Origin of the sequence: Streptomyces sp. NPDC052701 (assembly GCF_040678355.1) — a bacterium.
In the GTDB taxonomy this organism is placed as follows: domain Bacteria; phylum Actinomycetota; class Actinomycetes; order Streptomycetales; family Streptomycetaceae; genus Streptomyces.
In genome coordinates this window covers 108,647-126,405 of record NZ_JBFATO010000020.1, presented here as the reverse complement: position 1 = coordinate 126,405, position 17,759 = coordinate 108,647, and the positions used below count along the sequence as shown (strand labels likewise).

18 protein-coding genes are annotated in these 17,759 nt (G+C 71.8%); 9 read left to right on the top strand and 9 right to left on the bottom strand.

Annotated elements, in window-relative coordinates:
* Window positions 1-158: 158 nt before the first annotated feature.
* Together AB0L29_RS22695 and AB0L29_RS22690 are read right to left on the bottom strand one after the other, a co-directional pair.
* Window positions 159-362, bottom strand: coding sequence for a hypothetical protein (locus AB0L29_RS22695; RefSeq protein ID WP_365829536.1), 204 nt, complete (start codon window positions 360-362; stop codon window positions 159-161).
* Between the two features lie 228 nt (window positions 363-590).
* Entirely contained in the window at window positions 591-1,571 is a 981-nt protein-coding gene (locus tag AB0L29_RS22690; protein ID WP_365829535.1) for an NADP-dependent oxidoreductase, read from the bottom strand.
* Between the two features lie 85 nt (window positions 1,572-1,656).
* Here AB0L29_RS22690 and AB0L29_RS22685 point away from each other — a divergent pair, with 85 nt between their 5' ends.
* Entirely contained in the window at window positions 1,657-2,592 is a 936-nt protein-coding gene (locus tag AB0L29_RS22685) for an AraC family transcriptional regulator (protein WP_365829534.1), read from the top strand.
* A gap of 897 nt (window positions 2,593-3,489) precedes the next feature.
* On the opposite strand, the gene AB0L29_RS22680 is transcribed toward AB0L29_RS22685, so the two are convergent.
* Complete coding sequence (locus tag AB0L29_RS22680) at window positions 3,490-4,050, bottom strand: GNAT family N-acetyltransferase (RefSeq protein WP_365829533.1); 561 nt, start codon at window positions 4,048-4,050, stop codon at window positions 3,490-3,492.
* Between the two features lie 42 nt (window positions 4,051-4,092).
* Window positions 4,093-4,995 (bottom strand): LysR substrate-binding domain-containing protein, encoded by a 903-nt coding sequence (locus tag AB0L29_RS22675; RefSeq protein WP_365829532.1) that lies wholly within the window; start codon window positions 4,993-4,995, stop codon window positions 4,093-4,095.
* 142 nt (window positions 4,996-5,137) lie between these two features.
* On the opposite strand from AB0L29_RS22675, the gene AB0L29_RS22670 reads away from it, so the two are divergent.
* The 3 genes from AB0L29_RS22670 to AB0L29_RS22660 all read left to right on the top strand — a co-directional run bounded on the left by AB0L29_RS22670 (window position 5,138) and on the right by AB0L29_RS22660 (window position 7,008).
* Window positions 5,138-6,148, top strand: a complete 1,011-nt coding sequence (locus tag AB0L29_RS22670) for an aldo/keto reductase (RefSeq protein ID WP_365829531.1) — start codon at window positions 5,138-5,140, stop codon at window positions 6,146-6,148.
* Window positions 6,149-6,175: 27 nt separating this feature from the next.
* Window positions 6,176-6,592, top strand: coding sequence for an SRPBCC family protein (locus AB0L29_RS22665; protein ID WP_365829530.1), 417 nt, complete (start codon window positions 6,176-6,178; stop codon window positions 6,590-6,592).
* A 152-nt stretch (window positions 6,593-6,744) separates the two neighbouring features.
* A complete protein-coding gene (locus AB0L29_RS22660) occupies window positions 6,745-7,008 on the top strand; it encodes a hypothetical protein (RefSeq protein ID WP_365829529.1) in 264 nt (87 codons plus the stop codon).
* A gap of 128 nt (window positions 7,009-7,136) precedes the next feature.
* Here AB0L29_RS22660 and AB0L29_RS22655 read toward each other — a convergent pair whose 3' ends face one another.
* Window positions 7,137-7,541, bottom strand: a complete 405-nt coding sequence (locus AB0L29_RS22655; protein ID WP_365829528.1) for a nuclear transport factor 2 family protein — start codon at window positions 7,539-7,541, stop codon at window positions 7,137-7,139.
* 211 nt (window positions 7,542-7,752) lie between these two features.
* Here AB0L29_RS22655 and AB0L29_RS22650 point away from each other — a divergent pair, with 211 nt between their 5' ends.
* The 5 genes from AB0L29_RS22650 to AB0L29_RS22630 are packed head-to-tail and all read left to right on the top strand — an operon-like array spanning window position 7,753 to window position 13,635.
* Complete coding sequence (locus AB0L29_RS22650) at window positions 7,753-9,120, top strand: TrpB-like pyridoxal phosphate-dependent enzyme (protein ID WP_365829527.1); 1,368 nt, start codon at window positions 7,753-7,755, stop codon at window positions 9,118-9,120.
* Window positions 9,121-9,128: 8 nt separating this feature from the next.
* Complete coding sequence (locus AB0L29_RS22645) at window positions 9,129-10,931, top strand: gamma-glutamyltransferase family protein (RefSeq protein WP_365829526.1); 1,803 nt, start codon at window positions 9,129-9,131, stop codon at window positions 10,929-10,931.
* 25 nt (window positions 10,932-10,956) lie between these two features.
* Complete coding sequence (locus tag AB0L29_RS22640; protein WP_365829525.1) at window positions 10,957-11,457, top strand: VOC family protein; 501 nt, start codon at window positions 10,957-10,959, stop codon at window positions 11,455-11,457.
* The gene (locus tag AB0L29_RS22635; protein WP_365829524.1) at window positions 11,454-12,461 is read left to right on the top strand and encodes an L-tyrosine 3-hydroxylase; all 1,008 of its coding nucleotides are present in this window, start codon (window positions 11,454-11,456) and stop codon (window positions 12,459-12,461) included. The genes AB0L29_RS22640 and AB0L29_RS22635 overlap by 4 nt, the downstream gene beginning before the upstream one ends.
* Window positions 12,451-13,635 carry an FAD-dependent oxidoreductase gene (locus tag AB0L29_RS22630; protein ID WP_365829523.1) on the top strand — a complete coding sequence of 395 codons (1,185 nt, stop codon included), beginning with the start codon at window positions 12,451-12,453 and terminating at the stop codon, window positions 13,633-13,635. The genes AB0L29_RS22635 and AB0L29_RS22630 overlap by 11 nt, the downstream gene beginning before the upstream one ends.
* 123 nt (window positions 13,636-13,758) lie before the next feature.
* Here the strand turns inward: AB0L29_RS22630 and AB0L29_RS22625 are convergent, their stop codons facing one another.
* Genes AB0L29_RS22625 through AB0L29_RS22610 form a run of 4 tightly spaced genes read right to left on the bottom strand, consistent with a single transcriptional unit; the run spans window position 13,759 to window position 17,689 of the window.
* Window positions 13,759-14,244, bottom strand: coding sequence for a YbaK/EbsC family protein (locus tag AB0L29_RS22625; protein WP_365829522.1), 486 nt, complete (start codon window positions 14,242-14,244; stop codon window positions 13,759-13,761).
* 1 nt (window position 14,245) lies between these two features.
* Window positions 14,246-14,833, bottom strand: coding sequence for a flavin reductase family protein (locus AB0L29_RS22620; RefSeq protein WP_365829521.1), 588 nt, complete (start codon window positions 14,831-14,833; stop codon window positions 14,246-14,248).
* Window positions 14,820-16,142: a cation:proton antiporter gene (locus AB0L29_RS22615; RefSeq protein ID WP_365829520.1), complete on the bottom strand. Its 1,323-nt coding sequence runs from the start codon at window positions 16,140-16,142 to the stop codon at window positions 14,820-14,822. Before AB0L29_RS22615 ends, AB0L29_RS22620 begins: the two co-directional genes overlap by 14 nt.
* Entirely contained in the window at window positions 16,142-17,689 is a 1,548-nt protein-coding gene (locus AB0L29_RS22610; protein WP_365829519.1) for a tryptophan halogenase family protein, read from the bottom strand. The genes AB0L29_RS22615 and AB0L29_RS22610 overlap by 1 nt, the downstream gene beginning before the upstream one ends.
* Window positions 17,690-17,759 lie beyond the last annotated feature (70 nt).

Genomic DNA, 17,759 nt, shown 5'->3' with positions numbered 1-17,759 from the left:
TGGGTTGTTACCCAACCGCCCCCTACAGCCATATCCGGGGGGTTCGGGGGGGGGATCGGTGTTAAACCCCATTATCCGCGGGTGCGGCGCCTCCGCGACACGTGTCGCGGACAGCCGAACCGTCGCTATCTGAGCTGGTGTCGTTGGTTGTCTCGGCATCAGCGGTTTTCCCGTGACTCCATGGAACCCACCTGTTCCATGCGCCGGATCTCCCGCTCTGCTGCTTCCAAGTGCCCGAGGTCAAGGGCCATCGCGGCGCGCTCGGCGACGTAGTAGACGTCCTGGCGGATCCGACAGTCCAACCCTGGTTGGCGACACAAGGCCAGGAACCGTACTTCGAGACTGAGTTCGATGCGGCCCATCTCGTCCCGGACGTGGACCGGGAGTGCGGCGTGCCGGAGGTCCTTGGCGTAGTCACGCGTCTGCCGGTCGGCCTCGTCGGGCCGGGCTTCGACGGGCGGAGCGCGAGCGTGACCTGCGGAATTCCGAACAGATCTCCACGACCAGCAGTCGAGTCGACCGGCATGCCGAGGTCATTCTCACCAGGCCCACTCAGCACCCCGAAAGCGAGGCGGGGGCGGCTTCTCTGCTCAGACAGTTACGACGATCTTGCCGAGCGGGTGCCTGCGGGCATAGTCGATTGCCGCTTCGACGCCGTCGTCGAGTGAGTATCGGCGGGCGATCGGGGTGGAGAGTCGGCCCGCGGTTGCGGCCTCGGCGACGGCCCATGCGCCGTTGGTCTCATCGCCCATTTGCATCACGAAGGCCAGTTCCACGTCGTCGCGTTCCAGGTGCCGGGGCTCCGGCGGGGGGAAGACGATTGAGATCAGCCGGCCGCCCGGGCGCAGGCTGCGTGCCGCCGTAGGCAGGCCGTCGGCGAAGAGCGCAAGGTTGAGGACGACGTCGACGCCGGTGGGGTAGCCGTCGTAGCCGACCGTGTGGTGGGCTCCGAGGCTGCGCAGCAGTTCAGCGGCCTCGGTCGTGCGGGCGGTGGCCGTGATCTCGGCGCCGGCTGTGGCCAGGTTCGGAATGAGGGTCAGGCCGACCGCGCCGGTGGCGCCGATGACGAGGACGGACTCGCCGGGGCGAATTTTCGCGGTGTCCATGATGGCCAGTGTGGTGCCGCCCGCGATCGGCAGGGACGCGGCCTGCTCTGCGCCGAGGGCGGCCGGGCGGTGGCCCAGTGCAGGCGTGTCCGCCTCGAAGACCGCGTAGTCGGCGAGGGCACCGGTGCTCAGTGACGGCCGTACGAGGTCGGCGGCGAGGCGCAGCTGGCGGGGCAGGGCCATGCCGAAGATCTCGTCGCCCACGCGGAAGCGGGTGACGTCCGGTCCGGCTTCGGTGACGGTGCCCGCGAACTCGTTGCCGAGTGTGTAGGGGAACTGCAGGTCGACCAGTTCGCGATAGCCGCCGGTGACGACGCGTATGTCGGTGGGGTTGATCGTCGAGGCGGCGATCTTCACCAGGATCTGGCCGGGGCCGGGGCGTGGGATGGCGAGCTCGGCGATCGTGAGTTGCTCGGGATCTCCGTAGCCGGTCGCGACGAGTGCCCGCATGGTATCGGTTGTCATGACTTCACCGTATGGAGCATCCTGTGAGCAGTCGATGCTTGAACTACTCACTTTCTTGCTCGTTTGCGTCATCTAATCTGGGCGCATGGATCTCGTTGCGGACGTGTTGGAGATCTCCGGCGTGCGGGGCACGATCGGCGCACGGATCGAGGCGGGCGGGAGCTGGTCGATCCCGGTGACAGAGTGCACTACGGCAGTTCTGCACGTGGTTACCGCCGGCAGCGCCTGGCTCGAAAGCAGACACTTGTCGCCGCAGTGCCTGGAGCTGGCGGTGGGCGACGTGGTGCTCATGCCGTACGGGCCGTCGCACATGCTTGGCAGCGCGCCAGGGACGGGTACTTCAGTAGCGGCCGATCCGGCGATGGCGGCCCGGGCGCTCGAGACGGGTGAGGTGATTCGCCTGGGGTCACAGCCCGCCCGCACCCGCATCCTGACCATCAGCTACGACTGCGACCACACGGTGCGGACCCAGGTCCTCGGCGCGCTGCCGGAGGTGGTGCACATCCGCGGGGACCAGGGTGAGGCCGGTTTCGACGACACCGTCCGGATGATCGGGCGAGAACTGAGTCGCCCACTAATAGCGGGGAGAGCGGTGCTGAACAGCCTGGTCGACGTCATGCTCGTGCAACTCATGCGCGCCTGGCTCCCTACCCGGTCCGGACATCGTGGCACCTGGCTCGGAGTGCTCGAAGACCCGCTCGTGCGCAGCGCGATGGAACATTTGCACGCTGAGCCCGGACAGCCATGGACCACAACAACGCTGGCTTCCGCTCTCGGCGTTTCCCGGGCGACCCTGTCCCGCCGGTTCCCGGCAGCCATCGGGCAGAGCCCGGCCACCTACCTGACACAGTGGCGTATGGATCTGGCAGCGGTTCGCCTGCGCAAGACCCAAGAATCGGTCGAGTCCATCGCCGCAGCAGTCGGCTATCAGTCGACCCCCGCCTTCCACAGGGCTTTCGCCCGTTCGCACGGTGTGACACCTGGGCGATACCGCGCCGAGCGACGCAGGGGCAGTTACTGAAAACGGCTGCAGCTCCTTTCGAGGATAGGCTGAGCTGCGCATTCGCCGGTTCGACTCGACTGCTGGTCGTGGAGATCTGTTCGGAATCCCGCAGGTCACGCTCGCGCTCCGCATGCAGATCGACAGCGTAGGAGACGCAGGTCGCCGCGCCAGCCGCCTTGGTGGCCCAGTCGATCACTCGAGAGCACCCCGATCCGCAGTTCACGCAGGTAGAGCCGTCCCTCGAAAGGAGCTACACCCAACGGTTTTCCCGGGCTCAGCGGACGAACTCATGCCGGCTCGGTGCGGCTCATGATCTCCTCTCACAGCTCGGGTGTCCGCGACGGGGGCTTCTTGATCATTGCGGGTAGCCAACGTGCTGGTCATGGTGGCGGACAACATGGCGCATCTGGTGATCAACGCCGCCGCCCTGAAGTGATGGGGGTGACGGCGAGCCCCGAAGCGGAGGCGGGCAGGACCGGCTCACGGGCCGGGCAGGCCTCCGCACCGGCCCAGCGGCGCGGTCCGCGCGTGACACGTCCGTCTCGATGAGACGCGGGCGGCCCCTCGCCAAAGCGTCCGGAAACGCCGTACGCGTGCCCGGCCGGCCGCGGACGCGCCGGCCGGGCACGTCTGCGGCCCCGCCGGTTCGGCGGCTCGCGAGCGTCGATGTCGCCCTGCCCGGGTGGCCGTACGGCGGCGTGAGGGCCGGCGCGGGCATGTCGCCGTCTCGTCCGCCGCTCTCCGCGCCGGGGAGGCGGGACGGCGCAGGGCCGCTCGCGAGGGGGCGTCGCGTTCCGCGCGCTGCCGGCCGCTCCCGCCGAACGCATGGGCGTACGGGGCCCGTTGGCATGCGTGTGACGGACCCGGCGCCGGGAGCCCGGGCAGTCCCTGCCGAAGGGGCGGGGCGGTCGGCGGCTACCGGTGCCGTTCCCAGTCGGTCCGGGTGAGGCCGTACTCGACCTCGCCGTGCTCGGAGCCTTCGATGGCCTCGGGCCAGTCCCCGGTGAACTTCCGCAGGAACCTCAGGCCCGCCTTCTCCATCACCCGCCGGGACCGGGTGTTGACCGCCATGGTGTTCGCGGTGATCCGTTCGACGCCGAGGTCGGTGAACCCTTTGGCGATCAGGGCCCGGGATCCCTCGGTGGCGTATCCCCTGCCCCAGGCGGCCTTGTCCAGCCGGTAGCCGAGTTCGGCCACGGCGGCGCTGTGCTCGTCCAGGGGACGGAACTCGAACCAGCCCAGGAAGATTCCGGTGGCCTTCTCCTCGGCGGCCCAGTAGCCGCGGGTGCCGAAGCACGGGTGGTCGTGCAGGAGCCGTGGCAGGGTACGCGTCCGGATCGTCTCGCGGCTGGTCGGCTTGCCGCCGTTGAGGAAACGCATGACCTCGGGGTCGTTGTCCAGGGCGAGGAGGCGATCGGTGTCGGCTTCGGTGAAGGGGCGCAGCACGAGCCGCTCGGTCTCCAGGAAGACGTCCATGCCGTGATCCTCACTTCCGGCCACCGGAACCGCCACCGGATATCACAGCCCTGCGCGGCCGGACCGGAGCACGAGGGCGCGGAACGCGGCGACCACGGGCCGCAGATCGACTCGGTGCCATGTCGCCCACAACTGGACGGACCTGTGGTGCCAGGGAAGTTCGCGCACCGTGACGGTTTCCGACATGCCGCGGACCATGCTCTTCTGCACCAGTGCGAGCCCGAGCCCGGAGGCGACCAGACCGAGCGCGGTCAGTGGCTCCGCGGCGTCCATGCGGATGTCCGGCGTGAACCCGGACGCGGCGCACGAGGCGACGAAGGTGTCGCGCCAGGCCGGGTCCTGGGGGTTCTCGACGGCGATCCACGGCCGGCCGTCGAGGTCCTTCGGCGTCAGTTCCTCCCGGTCGGCGAGCGGATGCCGGGCGGGCAGGGCGAGCAGCAGGGGGTCCTCCGTCAGAGGCGCGGCCAGCAGGTCCGGATCGTCCGCGGGCGGCGGCTCCTGGACGAGCGCGATGTCGAGGCTGCGTTGCCGCAGGCCCTCGAACTGTTCGGCGGGAGGCAGGCTGTACAGGGCGATGTGGATGGCGGGGCGTTCGTCGTGCAGGGCGCGCAGCGCGCCGGGCAGGACGCCGGTGTGCATGGCGTCGGCGATGTAGCCGATGCACAGGCCGCCCTCCTCGCCCCGGCCGAGCCGGCGCCCCAGGTTCTCCAGGCGGTCCGCGTGCCGCAGCAGCGCCTGCGCCTCGGCCAGGAAGATCCGCCCGTCCGAGGTCAGCCGGATCCTCTGCTGACCCCGCTCGAACAGGGTGAGCCCCAGGTTCTTCTCCAGCTGGGCGATCTGCCGGCTGAGCGGCGACTGGGATATGTGCAGCCGCTCGGCGGCGCGGCCGACGTGTTCGGTCTCGGCGACCGCCACGAAGTAGTGAAGCTGACGCAGATCAAGCATTTAAGACCTCTGGGGACTCAAGTATGTCCAATCAAGTCTTGGACAGTCTCAAGCTCGGATCCTAGCCTCGAACGCGTCGGGGCGACGGATCACCCGCGAGGGCCTCTCCGCCGCCACACGCACCACAGCGAGGATCTTCTTCATGTCCCTCTCCTCCCTCCTGCCCGGCCCGCTGGGCTTCGGCACCGCACCGCTGGGCAACATGTTCCGGGCCATCCCCGACGAGGAGGCCGCCGCCACCGTCGAGGCCGCCTGGGAACAGGGCATCCGCTACTTCGACACCGCTCCCTTCTACGGTGCGGGTCTGTCCGAGATCAGGCTGGGCGAGGTCCTGGCCACTCGCCCGCGGGACGAGTTCGTCCTGAGCACGAAGGTCGGCCGCGTCATCCTCGACGAGGTGGAGGATCCCGCCGCCCGCGACCTGGGCGAGAAGGGCGGACTGTTCGAACACGGCCGCCCGAACAAGATCGTCGACGACTACACGGCGGACGCCACGCTGCGCTCCATCGAGGACAGCCTGAAGCGGCTGAGGACGGACCGGCTGGACATCGTGTGGGTGCACGACGTCGCACAGGACTTCCACGGCGACGAGTGGCTGGCGGTCTACGAGACGGCCCGCACCGGTGCCTTCCGTGTCCTGCAGAGGCTGCGCGACGAAGGCGTCATCAAGGGCTGGGGCCTGGGCGTCAACCGCGTCGAGCCCCTCGAGGTGACCCTCGACCTCGACGAGCCGAAGCCGGACGCGTTCCTGCTCGCCGGCCGCTACACCCTCCTCGACCACGAGCGCGCCCTGCAGCGGCTGCTGCCGGCCGCCGCCGCGCAGAACGTCGACATCGTGGTCGGCGGGCCGTACAGCTCCGGCGTGCTCGCGGGCGGGCAGCACTTCGAGTACCAGCAGGCACCGCCCGCGGTCGTCGCCCGGGTGGAGCGCATCAAGGCCCTCGCCGCCCAGCACGGCGTCGGCATCAAGGCGGCCGCACTGCAGTTCTCCCTCGCCCACCCGGCCACCGCGGCGGTCATTCCCGGCGCCACGCGGCCGAGCCGCATCGCCGAGGACGTCGCCGCGCTCGACGAGACGATTCCGGCGGCCTTCTGGGCGGCACTGCGCCAGGAAGGGCTGATCGCCGAGAGCGCCCCCGTACCCGCCGTCTGACCCACCCGGTCATCACAGGAGACAACCATGGCCCACACCACCGCATCCCTCGACATCCCGGCCGGTCCCGACCGGGTCTGGCAGCTCGTCGGCGGCTTCGACTCGCTGCCGGACTGGCTGCCGTACATTCCGCAGAGCAGGCTCAGCGAGGGCGGTCGCGTCCGCAGCCTCACCAACGAGGAGGGCGACGTCATCGTCGAACGCCTCGAGGCGTTCGACAACGAGGCGCGCACCTACAGCTACTCCATCCTCCAGGCGCCCTTCCCCGTCACCGACTACCGCTCCACCCTGACGGTGCACGAGGTTCCCGGCACACGGGCGTCCCGAGTGGAGTGGTCCGGCACCTTCACCCCGGCAGGTGTCGGCGACGACGAGGCGATCGCCCTCTTCCACGGCATCTACACCGAGGGCCTGGCCGCCCTGAAGCAGACCCTCGGCGCCTGAGAGCGCGCCGGCGGGGCCGGGCAGGCGCCGGCCGCCGGGCGGCGCGGGCCCGCCCGTACCTGAGCGAACTCACCTCGCGGGCGGCCTGGGAGGCGTGGCGCGACCTCATCGTCGAGCGCTACCGCGACCAGGGCCTGCACTGCCCGCTCGGAGTGCTGACCGCCGACGTGGGCCGGTACCGCCCGGCCGCGCAGGCCGTCACGGCGCAACTGGTGCGGCGGTGGCAGGAGTGCGTCCGAGCCGGTATCGAGGCCACGCAAGCGTCCGGCGAGGCCGATCCGGCCCTCGACGCCGACCGCACGGCCGCGGCTGTGATCGCCACGGTCCAAGGCGGTGTCACCGTCCTGCTCTCCACGGGCTCCGCGGAACATCTGGAGGCCGGGCTGAACCTCTGCCTCGACCACCTGCTGGTGTGAACGCACGATCAGCGGCAGTCGGGCGATCGTGTCCCGCCTCGGCCCACCGGCCCGCCCGGCCGCCGGTCCACTCGCACAGGAGAGTCGGCGTGGGCGGCCCCGGCCGCCGCACCTCGCGCCCCGCAGGGTCAGAACGAAGCTCCCCGAGGGCTGCCGTCCTCCTGCCGCGCGGTGGCCTGGTGGGCGAGGAGCTTCCACGCGCCGCCCACCCGGGCCCACACTCCGAGCGAGCGGTTCGCCAATTTCCTGCGCACTCCCCTCGCGGTCATATCGACATGCATTTCACCGATTACCACGGCGGTGTCGCCGGCCACTGTCACGCGCTCGACGAGGTGATCGATCCGGTGGTACACGTAATGGCCGCTCCCGCACTTCTCGATAAACGAATCGAGCGTGTCGACAGTTCCGCTCGAGTGGGTGTAGGCGAGATCGGGGTGAGCGAGATCGGAAAAGCCTTCGAGGTCGTGTTCCGCGATGCTGTCGAAACGACGCTTCTCCAGTTCGCGGACGGTGTGCACGTCGGTTGCAGTCACGTTCTTCCTCCGCCTCGGGCCCAGCGTGGTGCCACCTGCCGGTCTGCCTGGCCAGTCTGCATGCGCCCCCGGTGGGAGTCGCGCCCATTTCGGACTAGTCAGATCTGCGGAGTGCCCGCTCCTCAAACAAGCAGAAAAGGTGAAGCTGCCCGTCTTTCCCCTTCCTATGATCCGGTAGCAGGAATGTCCTGGCTCTCGAAGGGAATCACCGGTGCTGAAGCGAGTCCTGCTTTCCGAGACCGATCTGCCCGACCGCTGGTACAACATCCTTCCCGATCTGCCCGCTCCCCTCCCCGGCCCGCTCAACCCGGTGACGATGGCCCCGCTCCAGCCCGAGGACCTGGCCGACCTGCTCCCGCGGAAGGTCATCGAGCACGAGTTCACCCAGGACCGCTGGGTGGAGATCCCGGAGCCGGTGCGGGACGTCTACAAGATCTGGCGGCCCTCCCCGCTGGTCCGTGCGGAACGCCTGGAGCGCGCGCTCGACACACCGGCACACATCTACTTCAAGTTCGAGGGCGTGTCCCCCTCGGGCTCCCACAAGCCGAACACCGCCGTCGTCCAGGCGTACTACGCCGCCGAGGAGGGCGTCCGCCGGCTGACCACGGAGACCGGGGCGGGCCAGTGGGGCTCCGCCCTGTCGTTCGCGGGTGCGCTGTTCGGGCTCGAGGTGAACGTCTACATGGTCCGCGCGTCCTTCGAGCAGAAGCCCTACCGCAAGTCGCTGATGCAGAGCTGGGGCGCCCAGGTCTACGCCTCGCCCACGCAGCGGACCGAAGCCGGGCGCCAGATCCTGGCCAAGGACCCCGACTCGCCCGGCAGCATCGGCATCGCCATCAGCGAGGCCGTGGCGGACGCGCTGAGCCGGGACGACACCAAGTTCGCGCTGGGCTCCATCATGAACAACGTGCTGCTGCACCAGAGCGTGATCGGTCTGGAGGCGAAGAAGCAGATGGAGATCATGGGCGAGTACCCCGACGTGGTGATCGGCTGCGTCGGCGGCGGCTCCAACTACGCCGGGCTCGCCTACCCGTTCCTGCAGGACCGGCTCACCGGCGAGCGCACCGGGACCCGCTTCGTCGCCGCCGAGCCCGAGGCCTGCCCCACCCTCACCCGGGGCAAGCTGGCCTACGACTACCCGGACACCACCGGCCTGACCCCGCCGCTGTACATGCACACCCTCGGGCACGACTTCATCCCCGGCTCGATCCACGCCGGCGGCCTGCGCTACCACGGCGACGCGCCCAGCCTGTGCCTGCTGAAGGAGCACGGGCTGATCGAGGCCCGGGCCTTCCCGCAGACCGAGGTGTTCGACGCGGCGGTGCGGTTCGCGCGCAGCGAGGGCTTCGTCATCGCCCCCGAGTCGTCGCACGGGCTGAAGGCGGCGCTCGTCGAGGCGCTGGCCGCCCGTGAGGCGGGGCAGGAGCGGGTCGTGCTGTTCAACATCTCCGGGCACGGCAACTTCGACCTGGCCGCCTTCGACTCCTTCCTGGCCGGGACGATGCAGAACCCGACGGTCACGGACGAGCAGATCGCGGCGAGCCTGAGCGACCTCCCCTCGCCCGCCGCCTCGGCCTGAAGACGGTGGTGACGACGCGCCCCGAACTGCGGGGCACCTTCGGCGCGGTGTCCTCGACGCACTGGCTGGCCTCGGCGGCGGGTATGGCGACCCTGGAGGCCGGCGGCAACGCCTTCGACGCCGCCGCCGCGACCGGCTTCGTCCTGCAGGTGGTCGAACCCCATCTGAACGGGCCCGGTGGCGATGTGCCGATCCTCTTCTTCGACGCCGCCGCGGGCCGCGCCCGGGTCATCTGCGGGCAGGGGCCGATGCCGCGGGCGGCGACGCCCGCGGCGTTCCGGGCCCTGGGCCTGCCCCGGATCCCCGGCTCCGGGCTGCTCCCGGCCACTGTGCCCGGGGCCTTCGGGGCGTGGTTGAGACTGCTGGCGGAACACGGCACTCTGCGCCTCGGGCAGATCCTCCGGTACGCCATCGGTTACGCGGCCGACGGCTACCCGGTCCTGCCGAAGGCCGCCGAGGCCATCGGCGTCCTGACGGAGTTGTTCCGCGACGAGTGGGCGGAGTCCGGCCGCACCTACCTGGTGGACGGCGCTCCGCCCCGCCCCCGCTCCCGGCTGCGCAACCCGGCCCTGGCCGAGACCTACCGGCGGATCCTCAAGGAGGCCGAGGCCGCCGGAGCCGACCGCGAGCAGCAGATACGCGCCGCCCACCAGGCGTTCTACGGCGGTTTCGTCGCCGAGGCCATCGACGCGCACATGCGCACCGACGTGCTCGACGCGACCGGACGCCGCCACCGGGGGCTGCTCACCGGCGACGACATGGCCCGCTGGGAGCCCGGTACGGAGGCCACGGTGAGCCGTGGCTACCGGGGTCTCGAAGTGCACAAGCCGGGCCCCTGGTCGCAGGGCCCGGTCTTCCTCCAGCAGCTCGCCCTGCTGGAGGGGTTCGACCTCGCGGCGATGGGGCTGGACAGCGCCGACCACCTGCACACCGTGATCGAGTGCGCCAAGCTGGCGTACGCGGACCGGGAGGCTTGGTACGGCGACCCGGACTTCACCGACGTACCGCTGAGCGCGCTGCTGTCCGACGACTACGCGGACGCTCGCCGCCGCCTGGTCGGCAACCGTGCCTCCGGCACGCTGCGGCCCGGCGCCCCGACGGGCCGGCCACCGCGGATCCCGCCGCCGGACCCGGCCGAGCCGCCCGTCGGACCGTACTGGCAGGGGCAGCTGTACGACGGGCTGCCCACCGTGGTCCCGCCGGTGGTGGCGGCGACCGAGGCACGCGGCGACACCTGCTGTCTGACCGTCACCGACCGGCACGGCAACATGGTGGCCGCCACGCCCAGCGGCGGCTGGCTGAAGAGTTCCCCGGTGGTCCCCGGGCTCGGCTTCCCGCTGGGCACCCGGGGCCAGATGGCCTGGCTGGAGGAGGGGCACCCCAACTCCCTGGCACCGGGCAAGCGGCCCCGTACGACGCTGAGCCCCACCCTCGTCCTGGAGGAGGGCCGGGCCCGGCTGGCCTTCGGCACCCCCGGCGGGGACCAGCAGGACCAGTGGACGCTGGGCTTCTTCCTGGCCTGCGCCGACTTCGGGCTCGATCTGCAACGCGCCACCGAGACCCTCGCCTTCCACTCCGAGCACGTCCCGTCCTCGTTCACGCCCCGCACGCACCGGCCGCTCGCCGTACGGATCGAGAGCCGCCGCCCCGACGAGGTCGCCTCGGACCTCGAACGCCGCGGGCACGCTCTGGTGTCCGTGCCCGACTGGTCACTGGGCAAAGTGTGCGCCGTGGGCGCCGAACCGGGTGGCGGCCTGTTGCTCGCCGCCGCGTCACCGCGTGGCGAGCAGGCCTACGCGGTCGCCCGATGAAACACCGGAAAGGATTCCCGAACCCGTGTCCCTCCCCGTGGACGAACCCACCCCGCCCGGCCGCGCCCCGCAGGCCGCCCTGCACCACCTGGCGGTCGAGACGGCCGACCTGGACAACTGTGTCGCGTGGTACACCGAGTTCTTCGCAGGCACCGTCACCTGGACCCTCGACACCTTCTCCGACCTGACCCGCGACCGGCTGCCCGGCATCACCCGGCTGACCGAGGTGGTGGCCGCCGGCACCCGGTTCCACGTGTTCAGCCGCTCGGCCCCCTACGCCCGGCCGCATCCGGACACGGTCCAGTTCCAGCACGTGTGCATGACCGCCGCGGACGCCGAGGAGTTACGGCAGTGGCGGGACCGCTGGCAACGGTTGTTCGCCTCCGGACGCTATGCCTTCGCACGCCCGGAACCCCCGACGGAGATCGTCGTGGACTGCGACGGAGTGAGCAGCTTCTACGCCTACGACGTCAACGGGCTGGAATACGAGTTCACCCACGTACCGGCGGAGGCCGAGGGGCGGTGAGCGCGCTGGACGGCAACTCGACCACCGGCCTGCTGGAAGCCGACGTCGCCGGTTTCGGCGGCCACGCCTACGGGCTCGAACCCCTGGTGCTGCCGCCCGTCCCGGTGCGCGGCGGCGACGACGGTCACCTGACGCGGCGGTACGCGGAGCTCCTCGGCACGGGTCCGGACACCGGTACCGGGCCCCCGGGCGCGCTGGACGCCGCGGACTGCGCGGACCGGCTGTTCTGGTTCCGGTGGATCACCGGCCACCAGCTCGCCTTCATGCTCTGGCAGGAACTGGGACGGCGGGCCGCCGGGGCCGCCGTCCCGGCGCCGCCGGAGGAGGTGGCCGCGGCGGCCCGCCTGGTACGCGGCTACTCGGCCATGCTGCTGTACACGGCGTCGTGCACCCGGGAGGTCTACCACCGGGTCATCAGGCCGAGCATGGCACTGCACCACCCCGCGTTCAGCGGCGCCTGGGCCCGTGACTACGGCCCCGTACGGGCCCTTCTGCGGGGCCGGCTGCCCGCCGCCTGGGACGGCCGGTCCGACGCCCTGCTGGAGGAGTGCGCGCTCAACGAGGCCGTGCACGAGGGCATCGCCGCGAAGCTGGTGCCCGGCGCCCCCTCGCTGCTCCAGTCGGTGGCGGGCGACAGCCGCGCTCTGCCGCGCGATGTCCGGGCGGTCCTGTTCGACACGTACTTCCTCACTCTCCGGGCGCCTTGCTCGCCCGCGGAGGTCGCCGCGCAACTCCTGCGCCGGATACGGGTGGTGCGGGACGACCTGGCGGCCAACGGCCTGTACCCGGCGGTCGCCTCCAGCCGCGCCGAGAAACCGGACGCGCTGCGGACGCCACGTGTCGAGGAGATCGAACGCGCCGTCCCCCAGCTCCTCGGCAGGATCGCCCGGGACTGCGTACGGCCTTCCCCTCCGGAGCACTCCGCCCCCGTCCCGGCCTCCCCTCCCTCCCCCGCCCCCGCTTTCGGGCACCCGTTGGAAGGAAGCGGATCCCATGGCGCATGACGTGATCGTGGTCGGCGGCGGCATAGCGGGCTGCGCCGCCGCCGAACGACTGGCCGGCCCGGGGCTGAGCGTGCTGCTCCTGGAGCGCGGCGCACTGGCCGGCGGCGCCACCGGCCGCAACCAGGGCGGTCTGCTGCCGAGCCCGTTGCCCGCCTGCGCCGGCCTGTTCGCCGAGGCGGTCGCCTACTACGAGCAGGCCGAGCGGCAGAGCGAGGTGCCCTTCCGGTTCCGTCCGCACGGCTATCTGCTGGTCGCCGCGGACGAGGAGGGCATGGACCGGGCCCGCGGCCACGGCCGGGCACTGTCCCGGGCCGGGTTCCCGGCCCGCGAGGCCGGTCCGCGGGAACTGCGGGAACTGGAACCCGCCCTGGCCCCCGACCTGGCGGGCGCGGTGGTGGTCGAGGGGGCGCACGCCCTGCACCCGGTGCTGGCGGCCGCGGCGCTGGCCGGGCGGGCCGCCCGGGCGGGCGCCGAGATCCGCACGCACACCCCGGTCCGGGGTCTGACGACGGACGGCGACCGGGTCACCGGCGTGGTCACGGACGACGGGCCGCTGGCGGCGGGAGCAGTGGTGCTCGCGGCGGGGCCGTGGTCACGGAGCCTGGCCCAGCAGGCCGGGAGCGATGTGCCGGTCTTCGGGGCGCGCGGCTGGCTGGTGCGCACGGCACCGGTCACGGGTGCGGTGTTCCGCCACACGCTGATGCAGTCCACTTGGCACGGCCAGGCCGGTCTGAAGCGCAACGGGCCACCCTTGCTGGCTGAACTCGCCGCGCCCGCGCCGGCGACGGGCACCCAGGTCGTCTTCTCGCTGCAGCCGTTGCCGAGCGGGGAGGTCGTGCTCGGCTCCAGCAGCGGCCCGGCGCTGCAACTCGACGACGTACGGGACGGCGAGGAGGCGGTGACGCTGATCTCGGCGGCGGCTGCCCGGCACGCCCCGGTGCTGGCCGGGACACCGGTGCGGGCGGCGTGGTCGGGGGTACGCCCGATGTCCCCCGACGGCCTGCCCATCGTGGGGCCGGCGCCCGGTGCTCAAGGGCTGTGGCTGCTCACCGGGTTCGGCATCGACGGTATGCCGTTGGCACCCGGCACGGCCCGGCTGCTGGCGGAACACCTGTTGTCCGGCCGTCGCCCGGCGGACGCCGAGCCGTTCGCGCCGCAGCGGTTCGGCGGATGAAAGGCCCGTGGGAGCCGGCCGCGCGAGAGGCGGTGGGGGCCGGCGCTGCCGGTCCCCACCGCCTCTCCGTTGCGCACCCGCGAGCGGTCGGCCGACTCCGCTCGGCGGGACGGCGGGCCCGTGTCACGAGGACAGTTCCTCGATCTTCGGGTTCACCAGTTCGACGAGCCGCGCGGCCTCGATGCGCACGGTGCGGTCGGCGCGTCCGCTGCCGCAGTACACGGTGCCCATACGGGTCACCGACGCGTCGAAGACGATCACGACGTCCGGCAGGTCGCACACGGGGCTCGCGCCGCCCGGCTCCATGCCCAGCAGGCTCAGCTCACCGGGTTCGGCCTGCCGGAGCTTGGCGCGGGACACACCCGCCGCCCGGGCCAGCCGGCCGTAGTTGACGCGACCGGTGACGGGCAGGGCGGCGAGCACGAAACCGCCGTCGGCCGTCCTGAAGACCATGGTCTTCAGTAACTGCTCCGTGGCGAGGCCGAGTTTGGTCTCGGCGTCCTGTTGTCCCACGATCGGCACGTGGTCGAGGACGGTGAACGGGACCCCGGACTTGCGGAGCACCTCCTCGGGAGACAGGACACCGGTGGGCTCCACGGGCTGCGACATCTCACTCCTCGTCGGCTGGGGCCGGCCGGGAGCGGCCGGCGTCCGCCACGCTACCGTCCGACGGCCACGCGGCGTACCGGCGCAACCCGTACAGCAGCGGGGTCTGTCCGGGTCCGGTGGTGACGCTGACCCGGAGCACCCGGCCGAAGACCACGGTGTGGTCCCCGACCCGCCGCACGCCGTCGACCCGGCAGTCGCCCACGGCGTGCGCGGCGTCCCGCAGGTGGGGGCCGGCCGCCGCGGCGTCGGGCAGATGCCAGGCCGTCCGCCGGAACCGGTCCGGTGCGCCGGAGGCGAACAGCTCCGCCACGTCCCGGGCGGAGTGGTGCAGCAGGTTGACGCTGAACGCCCCGGTGTCCTCCAGCGCGTCCAGTGTGGGGCTGCCGCTGCGCACGCACACCAGGAGCGTGGGCGGGCTGAGGGAGACGCTGCACAGGGACGAGCAGGTCATGCCCCAGGGACGGCCGGTGTGGTCCATGGCCCCGAGCACCGCGACGCCGGTGGGGAACAGGGCCATCAGGGACCTGAAGTCGTCCTGGCCCGCGGTGGTCTCCTGAACGGCCGCGGCGGCCGCGTCAGGCCTCGTCATGGGACAGCTCCTCGGACGCGGGGCGGGCTGGGATGCCGGCGGCGGCGCCGGCGCCTGTGCCGGGCCCGGGGCGGGTGGCGGGGCCGGCTGGGGGATGCCGGCGGTCCACGGCCGACAGCAGCGGACCGGTGGCGGCCGTCGTCACCACCGCCATCAGCGCCAGGGCGAGGAAGAGCCCGGAGGAGAGGATCCCGGCCGACAGCCCGGCCTGCAGCACGGCGATCTCCGTCAGGCCACGGGTGTTCATCAGCACCCCGAAGCGCAGCGCCGTCCCGGTGGGCAGCCGCGCGGCGCGTGCGCCGGCGTAGCCGCCGCCCAGTTTGGCGGCCGTGGCGAGCAGCAGCACCAGGGCGAGGGTCGCCCAGGAGAAGCCGTCCGGTCCGTCCGTGGCCATCTGGAGGCCGGCCGTCACGAAGAACACCGGGACGAACAGCAGCCCGCACCGCTGCACGGTCCGTACGGTCCTGGTCCGCGGCCCCCGTTCGCCGTCCTGAGGGACGGCGAGCCCGACCAGTACCGCGCCGAAGATCGCGGTGAGCCCCGCCCGCTCCGTCGCCACGGCGGCCGCGACGGCGATCGCGCACAGCGCGACCGCTGCGGCGGCCGGCCACCGGGCGCACAGCCTGCCGACGGCCGCCCTGCCGAGCAGCCGCCGTAGCGCCAGGGCCGCCACCGCTCCGGCGGCGATCACCGCGACCGCGCGGACGAGCCGTCCGCCGCCAGTCGCGGCGACGGCCAGCGCGGCGGTCAGCACCAGCCAGGTCAGGGCGTCGATGGAGACGGCGACGAGGAGGGACAGCCGGCCCTCGGTGGTGTCCACGATGTCCCGGTCGGTGAGGATCCGCGCCAGCACCGGTACGGCCGTGACGGCGAACGCGGCGGCGAGCAGCAGCACCAGCGCCGCGGTGGGCGCCGCACCGCGCTCCCCCGGCACGTCCCGCCACACCACCCAGCCGGACACCAGCATTCCGGCGAGCAGCCCGGGCAGCAGGGAACCGGCCAGCAGCCAGCCGTACGAGCGTGGCGAGATCTCGCTGCGGCGCGGCCGCGCGCTGTGCCCGACGCCGGTCAGGTACAGCGCGAGACCTGCCAGACCGACGGTGTGCAGGTGGTCGGTGACCCCGGCGGGCAGGAGCGTGTCGGCGAGGCCGGGGCCGGCCGCCGTGGTCAGGACGGGGACGACGATCAGGCCGAGGGCGATCTCTCCGACGACGGGCGGCTGGCGTACCAGCGCCGCCGCCCGGCGGGCCGGCCGGGCCACGACGAGCACCACGGCCAGCACCGCCAGGGCGTGCAGGGCGATCGCCATCAGCGCAGCCTCGACAGGTACTCCACCTGGCTGGGCAGGGCGTCGACCAGTTTCCGCGCCTGTTCCCGGACCCGGCTCAGCTCCTGCCGGGCCGCGCGGCTGTCGATCAGGTCCAGTGCGGGCGGGTGGCGCAGCGGGATGCCGCCGAGGCCGAGGGCCATGCAGACGTAGCTGTAGGGCTCGAAGGCGTGGTAGTAGGGGTAGGTGGTGTTGTTGTCGGGGAGTTTGCTCTGCCACTGCTTCAGGCGCATCGCCATGTCGTCGGGGACCGCGCGCTTCTTCGCGTCGCGCCAGTAGTCGTTGTCCACGCGGGCGGCACCCCGGTAGTGCAGGATCAGGAACTCCCGGACACCCTCGATGGCCCGGGCCGTGCTGAGGTTGTACGTGTCGCGCAGCACCGGGTCCCGGTCCGTGCCGGGGAAGTACCTGACCAGTTGTTCGATCGCGTGCTGGATGAGGAAGATCCCGGTCGACTGCAGTGGTTCGACGAAGCCGGCGGACAGTCCGATGCCCACGCAGTTGTTGACCCAGGCCCGGTCGGAGCGGCCGATCCTCATCCGGATGTGGTTGGCCTCCTGGTCCGCGGCGGCGGGCCCGACGAAGTCGCGCAGGACCCGCTCGGCCTCCTCGGGCTCGCAGTAGTCGCTCGCGTAGACGTATCCGGTGCCGATCCTGTCGTACAGCGGGATCGTCCAGATCCATCCGGCGTCCTGGGCGGTGGCGGTGGTGCACGGCCTGATGCCCCGTACGGCGGTGTCGACGGGTACCCGCAGGGCGACCGCGCGGTCGTTGGGGAGGGCGTCCTGGAAGGAGATGAACGGCTCCTTCAGGGCGTCGCCGAGCAGTCGGCTGCGGAAGCCGGAGCAGTCGACGTAGAGGTCGGCGGTCAGGTCGCCGTGCTCGCGGGTGCGCAGGCCGTCGATCCAGCCGCGCTCGTCGACGCGCACGTCCACGACGTCGTCGATGATCCGGCGGGCGCCGCGTTCGACGGCATACCGGCACAGGAAGTCGGCGAGCAGGGAGGCGTCGAAGTGGTAGGCGTAGGGGAACTGGGTGCTCTGCTCGGCGAGCGTGGTCCGGTACAGCGGACGGTCGGGGTCCTCGTCGAAGTCCTGCTCGAAGAGCCGGTGGTCCAGGTACCTGGGGGACGCCTTCGCGTCGCAGAGCCAGGGTATGAGGAAGCAGTCCCGGTCGAAGCGGTCCGTCTCACCGGCCTTCTGCCACCAGTCGGTGAGCGGCACGCCGTCCACGACCCGCATCCGTTCGAACGGGTGGTAGAAGTACGTGCCGGGCGCCCGCCAGTTCTCCAGCCGCACCGCCAGTTTGTACGTGCCGTTGCACTCGGGCATCCAGTCGGCCTCGCTGAGGCCGAGATAGTCGAAGAAGTGGCGGACCGTGCTGAAGGTGGCCTCCCCCACCCCGATGGTGCCGATCCGCCGGGACTCCACCACGGTGACGTCGACGCTGTCCGCGAAGGCCGCCCGCAGGTAGGAGGCGGTCATCCACCCAGCCGTTCCACCGCCCAGGATCACCACGCGCTGTGTCATGCCTGGTGACCCTAGGCGTGGTCGCCGTGCGGCGTCTTCGGCAGTTCGGACGGACCGCGGCGGACCGCCG

Bases quoted from the DNA above. Each gene is read 5' to 3' on its own strand.
- AB0L29_RS22695 (WP_365829536.1), bottom strand. From the start codon at position 362: ATGGGCCGCATCGAACTCAGTCTCGAAGTACGGTTCCTGGCCTTGTGT.
- AB0L29_RS22690 (WP_365829535.1), bottom strand. From the start codon at position 1,571: ATGACAACCGATACCATGCGGGCACTCGTCGCGACCGGCTACGGAGAT.
- AB0L29_RS22685 (WP_365829534.1), top strand. From the start codon at position 1,657: ATGGATCTCGTTGCGGACGTGTTGGAGATCTCCGGCGTGCGGGGCACG.
- AB0L29_RS22680 (WP_365829533.1), bottom strand. From the start codon at position 4,050: ATGGACGTCTTCCTGGAGACCGAGCGGCTCGTGCTGCGCCCCTTCACC.
- AB0L29_RS22675 (WP_365829532.1), bottom strand. From the start codon at position 4,995: ATGCTTGATCTGCGTCAGCTTCACTACTTCGTGGCGGTCGCCGAGACC.
- AB0L29_RS22670 (WP_365829531.1), top strand. From the start codon at position 5,138: ATGTCCCTCTCCTCCCTCCTGCCCGGCCCGCTGGGCTTCGGCACCGCA.
- AB0L29_RS22665 (WP_365829530.1), top strand. From the start codon at position 6,176: ATGGCCCACACCACCGCATCCCTCGACATCCCGGCCGGTCCCGACCGG.
- AB0L29_RS22630 (WP_365829523.1), top strand. From the start codon at position 12,451: ATGGCGCATGACGTGATCGTGGTCGGCGGCGGCATAGCGGGCTGCGCC.
- AB0L29_RS22625 (WP_365829522.1), bottom strand. From the start codon at position 14,244: ATGTCGCAGCCCGTGGAGCCCACCGGTGTCCTGTCTCCCGAGGAGGTG.
- AB0L29_RS22620 (WP_365829521.1), bottom strand. From the start codon at position 14,833: ATGACGAGGCCTGACGCGGCCGCCGCGGCCGTTCAGGAGACCACCGCG.
- AB0L29_RS22615 (WP_365829520.1), bottom strand. From the start codon at position 16,142: ATGGCGATCGCCCTGCACGCCCTGGCGGTGCTGGCCGTGGTGCTCGTC.
- AB0L29_RS22610 (WP_365829519.1), bottom strand. From the start codon at position 17,689: ATGACACAGCGCGTGGTGATCCTGGGCGGTGGAACGGCTGGGTGGATG.